8 protein-coding genes are annotated in these 10,372 nt (G+C 63.2%); 1 reads left to right on the top strand and 7 read right to left on the bottom strand.

The annotated features are described in order from the left end of the window. Genes mobF through NX02_RS09555 form a run of 3 tightly spaced genes read right to left on the bottom strand, consistent with a single transcriptional unit; the run spans position 1 to position 5,320 of the window. Complete coding sequence (gene mobF, locus NX02_RS09565) at positions 1–2,976, bottom strand: MobF family relaxase (RefSeq protein ID WP_025291973.1); 2,976 nt, start codon at positions 2,974–2,976, stop codon at positions 1–3. Continuing rightward, positions 2,973–5,021 (bottom strand): type IV secretion system DNA-binding domain-containing protein, encoded by a 2,049-nt coding sequence (locus tag NX02_RS09560; protein WP_025291972.1) that lies wholly within the window; start codon positions 5,019–5,021, stop codon positions 2,973–2,975. Before NX02_RS09560 ends, mobF begins: the two co-directional genes overlap by 4 nt. After that, positions 5,018–5,320 carry a hypothetical protein gene (locus NX02_RS09555; protein WP_025291971.1) on the bottom strand — a complete coding sequence of 101 codons (303 nt, stop codon included), beginning with the start codon at positions 5,318–5,320 and terminating at the stop codon, positions 5,018–5,020. Before NX02_RS09555 ends, NX02_RS09560 begins: the two co-directional genes overlap by 4 nt. 468 nt (positions 5,321–5,788) lie before the next feature. On the opposite strand from NX02_RS09555, the gene NX02_RS09550 reads away from it, so the two are divergent. After that, a complete protein-coding gene (locus NX02_RS09550; RefSeq protein ID WP_025291970.1) occupies positions 5,789–6,115 on the top strand; it encodes a hypothetical protein in 327 nt (108 codons plus the stop codon). Between the two features lie 150 nt (positions 6,116–6,265). On the opposite strand, the gene NX02_RS09545 is transcribed toward NX02_RS09550, so the two are convergent. The 4 genes from NX02_RS09545 to NX02_RS09525 form a co-directional block, all read right to left on the bottom strand. Further along, positions 6,266–7,279, bottom strand: a complete 1,014-nt coding sequence (locus NX02_RS09545; protein WP_025291969.1) for a DUF2493 domain-containing protein — start codon at positions 7,277–7,279, stop codon at positions 6,266–6,268. Between the two features lie 82 nt (positions 7,280–7,361). Beyond that, positions 7,362–7,901: a DUF736 domain-containing protein gene (locus NX02_RS09540; protein WP_245648821.1), complete on the bottom strand. Its 540-nt coding sequence runs from the start codon at positions 7,899–7,901 to the stop codon at positions 7,362–7,364. A 661-nt stretch (positions 7,902–8,562) separates the two neighbouring features. Further along, positions 8,563–9,579, bottom strand: a complete 1,017-nt coding sequence (locus tag NX02_RS30665; RefSeq protein ID WP_025291967.1) for a hypothetical protein — start codon at positions 9,577–9,579, stop codon at positions 8,563–8,565. Between the two features lie 211 nt (positions 9,580–9,790). Beyond that, a complete protein-coding gene (locus NX02_RS09525; protein ID WP_245648820.1) occupies positions 9,791–10,351 on the bottom strand; it encodes a hypothetical protein in 561 nt (186 codons plus the stop codon). Between the last annotated feature and the right edge of the window lie 21 nt (positions 10,352–10,372).

Below are 10,372 nucleotides of genomic sequence, written 5' to 3'. Positions count from 1 at the left end.
TTAGCGATCATGGCCGCCTCCATGATCTTGCGCGTTGGTGTGGGCCGGCTCGGGAACTGGTTGCTGCGTAGGCGGTGGGGCGCCGCTTGCATCGCGGCCGGCACCCCGGTCGGGGCTTCGGTCGAGGAGAGACACTATCCATCGATCAAGGAAGGCCGCTGCGAATTGTGCGCGGCCGGCGAGTCGCTCGGCGAGACTCGTCGGCGGCGACCCTTTCTCCGGTTCTAGTTGCTCCGTTGTCCGGTTCTTGCGGATTTCGCGTTCGGCGCGTTGCTCATCACGTATCCGGTCCCAGCGCTCACCATGTTGCGCTGTCCGTCCCCTGAGGCTGTCGCGGTCGACCCTACCTAATCCCTGGAGCGAAGAAGTTTTCTCGCCCGACCTCAGCTTTAGCTTATCGACCAGTCTTTCCCGGTCCTCGGTCCAGAGGCGGGCGCCGAGGCGGGCCCGCGTGATCGCGGTGTAGTAATTTTGGCCCGTGACTAACGCGGAGTTGACCGGCGCCAGGACATATACCCGATCGTAGGTCTTGGATTGTGCGGAGTAGACAGTCTCGCCGTAGCCGTGATCCCAGTTACGGTACCGGGAGAGCTCAACTTCCTGAACCCTGCCGCCTCGATCCCATCGGATCGTTGCAACCGGGCCATCGAGGCGTTCCACCGTGCCACGCTCGGCGTTCTTGAGCTCCAGCTCCTTGTTGACCAAGCGCCACTGGATGCGGTCACCAGCGGCAAGGTCGCGCTGCTCCTCCTTGAACACGTTGATCTGGGAAGCACGCCCGAGACGGGGATCCCACTGGATGGTCCTACCGTGCTCATCGACCAGATTGACCGTCTGCCGACCACGAGCATCGCGGCCAACTCCGACAACCCGGTATTCAGCGTCGCGAGCGATGCCGAGCCCGACATTGTCCCGAGAGAATGTCACGACCTGCCCGCGGGAATAGAAACGCGCGAAATGCTTCTCCTGGTCGGTCATGCCGGATGGCGACAGGATGGACAGCCGGGCTTCCTCGGCTGCCAACGCGCCCTCCGTCTTCAAGGCTTCGCGGATCCTCGTATTGACGATCAGGCGAGTGGCATTCTCGAGAACGAGGATGTTGGTCTTCGCCCGTTGTTCGGGACTGAGCCTCGTCCAGTCAGCCACCAGCGCCTTAGCCAGGTCTTCGCTGTCCGCACCGTTTGTAACCGAATCCAGCGCCTTGAGCGAGCCATCGTAATTCTGGAGGCGAGCAAGCCGGACCGCCTGCATGATGCCGTCATTCTCTTGGCGAACGGGGTCCTTGAGTTCGGCCTTTGGCATGCCGAGCCGCATCATCAACCAGAAGGGCTTGCCCTGCTCGATCGCACCCGTCTGGCGGGTATCGCCGAGCAGGATCAGACGGGCACCGGTGGTGCGGCTGATCTCCAGCAGCCGGATCGCCTGACGGTTGCCGAGCTGGCCGGCCTCGTCGACCACCAGGACGTGGCTGTCATGGAGTTTTGCTCCGCCCGTGGCGAGCAGGCTCGCCACGGTACGCGATTCGATATTGGCCTTTTGCCCCAGTTCACCGGCAGCAGATGAGGTCGGGGCAAGGGCGATCAGCGTCGCCCCTTCCCCCACCGCCTCGCGTAGCGCGCCAATGATCGTCGACTTGCCAGAGCCAGCGACGCCATGCACAGCGACGACCCGATGGACGGACGTGCCAATATGGAGGAGCGCCGTCCTCTGCTCGGGTTTGAGATCTCGGGCGATCCCTGCGTCGCGCAAAGCCTCGACCGAGGCCAACGGCCGGGCGTCATTGAGCGCAAGCGCCAGTTGGTCGGACAGAGCGATTTCGAGGCGGGCCGTCTTGCGTGTCGTGCGACCACGGGTGTGAATCTCGTCGCCGGTGCGATGGCGGGTTTCGAGAAGCTTGGCCCGTTCCTGATGCTCCTCAACAATGGGACGCACATCGGAAAGCCGGACCTCGCCGACGTGCGAGGCCAGAGCCGCCTGCAACATCCGCCCGAGATTGTTGACCGCTTCTTTGCCTTCCGATTGACGGATACCGAACAGCATCGCCCGTGCTGCGGTCGGACCATCGACCTTGATGGGCCGCTCACCGATTTTTTCGGCGTCAGCACGCGTGTCCTTCACTGCTTCGGCATGTTGACCGAGCCGCCCGTCCCACCGTTGGTGAAGCTCCTCCAGCGAGACCTTCTGCTTTGGTCCACGCGTGGCATAGAAGGCCTTCTGCCGCTCCGCCTGCCCGGTAAGCCCATGCTCCCTGGCATGTGCCTCGATCTGTTCGGCTCGTTGCGACATGTCAGTGATCAGGTCCCTGGGGACGCCCCTGATCTCGAACAGGCCCCGACGTGGATCGAACTCGACATCGTAGCCGCGCTCTCGGAGGAGATGGGCCAATTCGTTCCGATAGACCTGCCCGGCCGTCATCTGCTCGGCGAACATCGCCCGCGTTTCGAGGCTGACCTTCTTCGCTCCATCCTGTTCGTCGGTAATGTTCATGACGACGACATGGGTGTGAAGGTGCGGGTCGAGCTCCCTGGAGGCATGCTCGGTGAAGCGCGCCCAGATCAGTCGGCCGGTCGTCTTCTCGGTTACTTCTCCATCGACACGGTGCCGCATGAGCGCGTGCTCCTCGAGATACGAAAGCGCCACCGTGACGGCCTGCTCATGCGCTTCCACGATCCTGTCGTCACCCGCGACCAGCGCCATGATGGAGACCGACTTGGGGGCATTGACGGCGAAGTCCCACCCCGGATGATGCTGGACTTCGCCGTCCTTCCGGCGACGGCCCAGTTGCTGGTCGCCGACCTTGCCCGCGAGCAGTTCCTTGAAGACGGTGGGGTCGACATCGCCTTCCAGGCCGAGCTCGGCGGCGATCTTGCCACCCCATTCGGAATGCTCTTCGGAGCCTTTGGTGTAATAATCGCCGACCGTATAATAGCGTGCGATGTTGGCGGGTTTGCCCTTGAAGCGGATCGGATTGATCATGCCGGCCTCGCTGTGTTGCGGGCTCCGTCATGACGGCCGTGCTGGCTGAGGCGGAAGCCGGCTGGCTTACCGAACAGCTCGAGCGGAGGTGGCGGGTCGATCACCCTCCGTTCCTCAACGGCATCAGCCGGAGGAGGTGTCGGCTCATCATTGGTGGGCGGGGTCGACGGATCCAAGCCCTCCTCATACGGCACGAACGGCAGCTCTGCTTCGGGATCAGTAGAGGCAACGCGCCGCCTTTTCCCGGGGGACGCTTTCGGCTTGGCCGGCGGTGCCGGAGTCGCCGGTGCCGGAGGCACGGAAGGCGCCGGAACCGCCATTCGAATGGGAGCGGCGGCGCGCTCCTCGAACGCCTCGGCGACGGAGGCAACCTTGTTATAGCTGTCCCCGAACCGGACCACAGGCAGGCTGCGACCGAACCGCAGATAGCCCATGAGGTTGGGGAGGTTCGTGACCTCTGTGTGCATCACCAAGGGCCTGGTCACCTGCATGCGCGAGAGGTTCACCCCGTCGCGCATGTCATTCACGCCGTACGACATGCCCTCATTGGCTTCGACCTGCTCAACCTGGCCGAGGTTCTCGCTGACATGCTTGGCGGTGGGAGTATCGTTGGCCCGGAGCGCCACCCAGGTCGAGCAATAGCCTGTGATCGCCGCAGCATCCTGAATGCCGTAGGTCGCCTCGAGTTGGGGGTAGCTCTGGAACCCCAGGATTCCGCAGCCGCCATACTTCCGCGCGCGGGCGAGGAAGTCGCCGAGTGAAGGCAGACGCTGGAGGGTCGGCAATTCGTCGATGACGCAATAGAGGCGACGGTTGCGATCAGGCGTCATGCTCATGATCGCGCTGATTGCGATGTCGAGCCATACCGTGATCAGGGGGCGGAGCGAGGGAAGTTGATCTGCCTTGACGGTGATGAAGAGCCAGCTGTCATCCTTCTCGTTGGCGACCCAGTCACGGATCGAGAAGCCGTCGGCGGTGTCGTCGAGATAGGAGAAACTGCGCATCACCGAGGCGAGCTCAGCCTGGATGCCGGCGCTGGTGCGCTCGCCCTCGGTCGAGATGAATGCCGCCGCATCGGTACCGGCGGCAAAGGCGGCGAGATCCTTCAGGCTGGAGCGCAGCAGCGTGTCGAGCAGGATCGAAACGAGGGTGCGCTCCTGGCGCGCCAGCTTCCTCATCACGGCAACCAGGGTACCGCGCGCCGCCTTCGCCCAGAAGGGATCGCCGGTCTTGTCGGGGATCGTGGACTCGGCGATCTGGTCGTAGTGATAGTCCCGCGGGACATCGACCCACGGCGACCAGCAGTCCGTCCGCGCATCGAGCGGGTTGAGCAGGATATCGATCCCCGGCCGGTAGAACTTCTCGACGAAGGTGCCGGCCGTGTCATAGACAATCGCGCGGCGCTTCCGCCTCCGGATGCCGTCGAGCATCTTGACGATGATGTTGGTCTTGCCGGTACCTGGAGCCCCGCAGAGCAGGATATGCTCCGGCTCGAAGGCGTCGGGCACATTGACACCGCCGATGTCGAAGCTGCCCTTGGCATGACGCCATAGTGCCCGGCGCACATGCCGCACGGTGCCGAACCTGGCCCCTCGCAGGAACTGGTTGGAGCCGAGTCCCTTTCCGGTGCGGGTGAAGTAGAACCATGCCCACCCCAACATGGCGAGAGCGAACACACCCGCGAGGAGCGCGCCATGGAGGAGATAGGTCTCGAACGCGGCCAGAGTCTTGTGCGCGACACCCGAACTGACGAGCGCCTTGGGCGTGGTCCAATATTGCTGGCCTGTCGGGGTCTTGAACAGGATCGGTGTCGCGTTGCCGGGCAACGTATCGCCCATGAAATAGGCTTGCGTGATCTTGAGCATCACGAAGCGTTCGTACTCGGACGATTTTTCCAGTGCGTACCAGATGATGCCACCGATCCAGACGACCAGGCCCGCAAGGAACGTCTGGTAGAAAACCTGCGTCGTCATGCGAACATTGTGGACGATGGCCTGGCCGCCCCGCGTCCAGGAGCCGAGCGTGTCATGGCGGAAGATGCTCATGGCCGATCCTGCTCGGGATCGAGCAGCCCCCTTTCACGGAGGAGGCGCCGGGCTTCGCCCAACCCCTTCTGGAGGATGTCGGGAGAGCGCTCGCCGACCGAGGTAGCGAGGATGGCGAAGGCCTGGATAACGGTCGCGTGGAGTTCGTCGAAGCGGGCGTGATAGCCCGAAGGATCACTGCCTTCGAAGCGTTCGAGGATGTCGCGACAATAGGTTGCGGCGCCGAGACCTGCGTTGCGCGCCTGAACAGAGAGGCGCGCATAGAGGTCATCGTCTATGCGAATTGTGATGCGTGCCAAGCGGCGGACTCCTTGTCCGACACGCCAGCAACGTGGTGAAGCGCAGTCCATATAGCCGAATTACGACGTTATCTCAACAATTTATCAAAACTGCCGCTGGCAGCCACTAAGCGCCAAGGCAGATCAATCGCTTAGGGTCGGGAACGACAGGGCGTGGCTGCCAGCGGCAGCCGATAAGTGCCAGATCGACAGCCGCCCTGTGCCAGTGGAAAGTGGCGGAAATCCGGGCGATTCGCGCCCGCAGCACCCGTGCGTGGGGTGCATTACAATCGCCTCCGGCGTGCGTCCCCCTTCCGCAGCGCGCTTGCCTGCTGCGCCCGTCGACTCGACCGTGGGCGGGTCTCCCCGGTTGGGGACGTTTGCGGGCGTGATCGCGCTCCGACTTGCGGGTAAGGCATTGCATGGCGATGGTCCTTGATGGATAGTCGAGGGCGGCGGGCAGACCTCCTTTTTTGAAGGAGTCCAAGAATGCCCAAGATGACGGATCGTGAACGGCTCGCGAAGATCGAGACCGATCAGCGCAACCTTGCCCAAGAGGCGGAGGCTGTGCGGCGTGGATTGCGCGCGCATTATGGAAAGCTGGCGACGGAATTGCCGGTCGAGAAGCTGAGCGAGCGCGAGTTTCGCGATGTGCTGAGCCAGGCCATCCGGGTGGGCGGCGGCGTAGCAATTGCCGCGCTCAAAGGGCTCGCGGCATCCGGTGTCCAGGCAGAACCGTCGCCGGGGCCATCCCGCAAGCGCGCTGCTGCTGCCCCGTCTGGCGGGGATGATGGCGCAAAGGTCGTGCATCCTTAGCGGAAGGGGGAGCGACGTTGGCGGGCGGAACGCCCGGCAAAAGGAGCAGCGCGGGGGAAACCGATCGGGTTTCCCTCGCTCGTGCCAAAGGCACGACAAGGGGCCGGTCGCGGTATCCCGCTCCGGCCCCTCTTTGCTCGGGTTGGTCGATCAGGCCGCTATGACGCGGCGCTTCTTCTTGATCGGCACGGCGGGTTCCTGATCCGTCCTCATGAAAACATGGGTCGGGACGCGGTGGCCCTTTTCCGGGTTGAACAGGTCGTAAAGGCTCGACTGGATGCCCGACCCTTCGCATAGCAACGCCTCGACGGGCATAAGCTCGGCAATGTTGCGATTGCGCCGGAAGGCTTTGCCGTTACCGCGCCCATAGAGGCCGAACGCGATGCAGACGACGCCCCTTTGCGCGGCCCATGCGGCGGCGGCTGCATCCACCCCAAGACGCTGCCCGGTGGTGACAAGCACCATATTGGGAATGCGCGCCCTGATCTGGTCGAGGCGTCCCCAGATAATCCGCCAGTCGTGCCAGTCGGACGGGCCGGAGACGACGACGACGGGGCCTTGCGGGTCGTAGCGGTCGCGCCGCCGTTCGGATCGGGCACGCAGGAAATCTAGCGCGCTAATCTGGCTGGCGGTGGTGACATGGGACGCGCGCGATCCCTTGGCGGGCGACCATGGGCGGCCTGCATAGGTGCGATACATGGCGGCGGCATAGTCGCGCATGGCTTCCATGGCGGCGCGCTGTTCGGCAACCGACTGGCATTCAAGCTGGGTGTCCTCAAGCTCCTTGTTGAAGACTTCGCCCGGTTCCAGTCGGCGGGCCATGTCGGCCAAAGTATCGGCAAGTTGATCCTCGCGCCGCTCCAGCCTGCCCGCGACAAAGTGAAAGCTGTTGACGAAACCCCACGCCAGTTCAGGCGCAAGCGGGTCCAGCCGGGTATCGCCCAGCAAGTCGAAAATGGCGGCGATGATCCCGCCGCATTCCGCCTGCGCCGCGATGGGCTCGGGCATGAGAAATTCGCCCGGTTCTTCGTCCGGTTCAATGATGGAAAGCGGCAAGGGATCGCCGAAGGACGCCACGAAATCGGGGACGGCGGTCATTTCAGCATAGAGTTCCGGCAGGTCGGCAAAGCTGCTAACGCTGCGCAAGGCCGTTGGCTTGCTCATTGGATTGGTTCCTTGTGACGGGGTAGCGGTTCAGGACCGGGGAAGCGTTCCAGCGCTCCCCCCGGCCCGTCTTGGGTGCCGCTTAGAAAGGCACCTCATCGTCAAGGCTGCGCCCGCCTCCGGTATATTCGCCGCCCGCGCCTGCGGTGCTGCCGCCGGAGAAACCGCCGCCGGTCCGTCCGCCGAACCCGCCGCCCGACCGTCCACCGCCATTGCGCCCGCCAAAGCCGCCGCCTTGTGCCTCGCGCTCGCGTTCGCGCCGCCACTGGACGTCAAAGCCGTTCGTCTCGTCCCCGAAAAGAGCGATGGGAAGCGGTTCGCGGAAGCTCGGATCGTCGATCATGCCGGACAGGAACACTTCGTCATTGGAGCGCATCTTGCGTTCCCAGACGACGCCGATCTGGATTTCGTCGCCCGCGCGGTTCGTCTCGTAAATTTCATAGACGGGGGCGCTGTCGCTCTGTCGATCCTCGACGCGGCGCATGATGAGGTAAGGAAAGCGCATCTCGCGGGTGGCGATCTTGCCGATAATGTCGCTGGCGCGTTCGTCGAACTTGAAGTTACCGATCTTCATGACTTCATCCTTTCTCTGTTCCGTGGTCCGTTTCTCTTTCCCGGCCACATCTGAACCCTACTCCCTCCCCTCCATTTCCTCCATGCCATTGATTTCTTGACAGAATTTCATCGTACCTGGTGAGCTCGAGCATCGAACGGCCGTGCCAGCGGCCCACAAGGGCAAAGACGCACCGTCCGCATCGCGGACGGTTCTGCTTGAATGGAGAGGGAGCGTGGGCCGGCTGACAAGTCATCGCACCCGGAGCCGCCCTCGCAGGTCCGAAGGCGCAGGGCCGGGCCGGGGATGCAACAGGCACGGGAGCCTAGCGGAGCTTGCTGAAAATGGGCCGGCGCTTCTGTTGAAAACAGACAAACGTCGCCGGCCCATTTTCAGTTAGCGCAGCTTGGCGACGCAACTCGTTGCATCCCCGGCCCGGTTCTGCAACGCGCGGATCCTGTGAGGGCGGCGAAGGGGGCGATGCTTGGCGGCTGGCTCCACGAACCGCATCGCGCGACCAGCGCGATTCCTTAGGCGAAGCCTGCATGGCGCCGGTCGTGCCTCAGGCTGTCCCTCTCGGGGGGAAGCATGACCCCTGCCCCATGCGCCGCGGAAGGGATCGTTACGGCGTCAGCCGACAAGACCCGAAGGGGCTTGGTCGGAGCGCAAGCGGAGATAGAGCCCGGTGGCCGCGCAAGCGGACATCCGTCAAACTATTCTCGCTTGCGGCTCATTCCGGCATGGTCTGCGGGGTCAGGGGCACGTGGATCCGCCACGCTCCGAAGGGGTCTTTGACAAAGACTATTCCCCCATCGCGAAACGCGTCACGGCCGATGTCGATCAGCGGCGCGAGTACGTCCTTGTCCGGGCTCCATTTGTCCTGATCATCCCAGAGTGCGCCGCAGATGGCATGCATTCGGTCGACAAGCGGGGCATAGCCCTCACTCTCGATGGCCGCACGCGCCTCCGGAAAATCGGTCCAACTCAGGCCGGCGGCATCCATCCCACCCAACAGATAGGCGGCAAGCTTGAGCGGCTGACAAAGCTCCGCGCCCGCCTCACCGATCACCCTATAGTCGTTGCCATGGTGCCTGAAGGCGCGAATGGCGGCATTGGCACGGGCGCGTGCGCCCGGAACGGCGGTCACGATCGTCTCGGCGTGCTGCTCGTTCTGTCGCGGGGAAAGCCGGTGTGTCAGGCGACAAACGGCATATTCATCCCAGACGATATCGGCGATCTGGAAGAGAACCGCGCGCTCGAAATCATCGATCTTCGAACCGAGGCGCGCGTCCGGGACAAGCGCCTCCATACGAGCGTTGATCTCGACATGGCCGCACTCATGAGCGATGATGCCGACGGCCAGACGCAGGTCATCGGGCTTCGCATCCTCTCCCTCGATCAAGGCATAGACGGGTCCTGCATTAAGGGCGATATGGCTCAGCACCTTGCCATCACGTAAAACCTGACAGGTTTTGGCGGCCCCCTGAACCTCGGCATTGTCCGTCCGCGAGAGAGGTTTCAGCCCTTCCATGCCCTGATCGATGCTGGCGAGGACATCGTCATAGTCGACGCCGACCGTCACGCCCTCGAGGGTCGAGAGATCGAAGAAGGAGCCGGCTGTCATAACGGCCTCGCCGACCGCCTCACCCAGCCTGCGCGCAACATCAGGGTCGCTGAAACCGCGCACTGAAACCGGAACGCTTGGCGCGGTCGTCGGAGGCAGATGGTCCCAGTCAATGTCCTCCATAGCCTACTCCTGCACTCCTCTGCCCCAATGCCTCACGCGTTCGATCCACCGGAAACCGTGAGCGTTATGTTCCATCCTTGTTCCAGTTAGGGATGGCAGCATACCTTTTCCAGCAACGACGGCGTCGGCATATGATGAGTTCATGAATGCCGTGAATGCCGCGCAGGTTCTAACGCCTTGGGATGCGGCCTCGACCGACTGGTCCCCCCCCTCAGTTCGGTGTCTCCGTAGCCTGAATGGGACCTTCAGCCGGCGGCTTTTTCTGATCGATGTCGAACCCCTCGATCGAGAGGCCGACGATCATGTTGATGAACGCCTTCGCCTCCGTGATGACCGTTTCGGCTTCCTGTGTGCTGCTGAAGGAGCCCTGGTGGACGACAGCGTTGCGAACCGCATTGATCTTCTCGGCGGACTTGATGAGCGCCTTGGCGACCGGACTTGTTTTCGGCGTCGCGAAATAGATCGGGACGAACAACCGCTCCACCTTCAGCGGCAGGCCGTTTGCCCAGCGGAGGAACTGATCGACGATAGCGGCGTCGAACTGGGTCTTGTGCGCCCATTCCGTCCGCACCGCATAGTTGGCGGCGATCTCAGCGGCTGTCGCGCGGCGCACGATGGCGGCGGAGGGTTCGTCACGCCCATGCAGGCCGGAGAGCTTGGTCCATTGCGACTGGAGTTTCTCCAGATCGGTCCGTTCATTATAGGGCTTTTTCGAAGCCGCCCGATGCGCATTGCTTCCCGATTTACGCACACAGTTCCCCTCACGAGCCAAGTCTGGCGGTCAGCCTACATC

Origin of the sequence: Sphingomonas sanxanigenens DSM 19645 = NX02, from assembly GCF_000512205.2 — a bacterium.
GTDB lineage: Bacteria > Pseudomonadota > Alphaproteobacteria > Sphingomonadales > Sphingomonadaceae > Sphingomonas_D > Sphingomonas_D sanxanigenens.
Note: the sequence above shows the minus strand (reverse complement) of the source record. Positions and strands in the feature narration are given on the sequence as shown.

Bases quoted from the DNA above. Each gene is read 5' to 3' on its own strand.
- mobF (WP_025291973.1), bottom strand. From the start codon at position 2,976: ATGATCAATCCGATCCGCTTCAAGGGCAAACCCGCCAACATCGCACGC.
- NX02_RS09560 (WP_025291972.1), bottom strand. From the start codon at position 5,021: ATGAGCATCTTCCGCCATGACACGCTCGGCTCCTGGACGCGGGGCGGC.
- NX02_RS09550 (WP_025291970.1), top strand. From the start codon at position 5,789: ATGCCCAAGATGACGGATCGTGAACGGCTCGCGAAGATCGAGACCGAT.
- NX02_RS09545 (WP_025291969.1), bottom strand. From the start codon at position 7,279: ATGAGCAAGCCAACGGCCTTGCGCAGCGTTAGCAGCTTTGCCGACCTG.
- NX02_RS30665 (WP_025291967.1), bottom strand. From the start codon at position 9,579: ATGGAGGACATTGACTGGGACCATCTGCCTCCGACGACCGCGCCAAGC.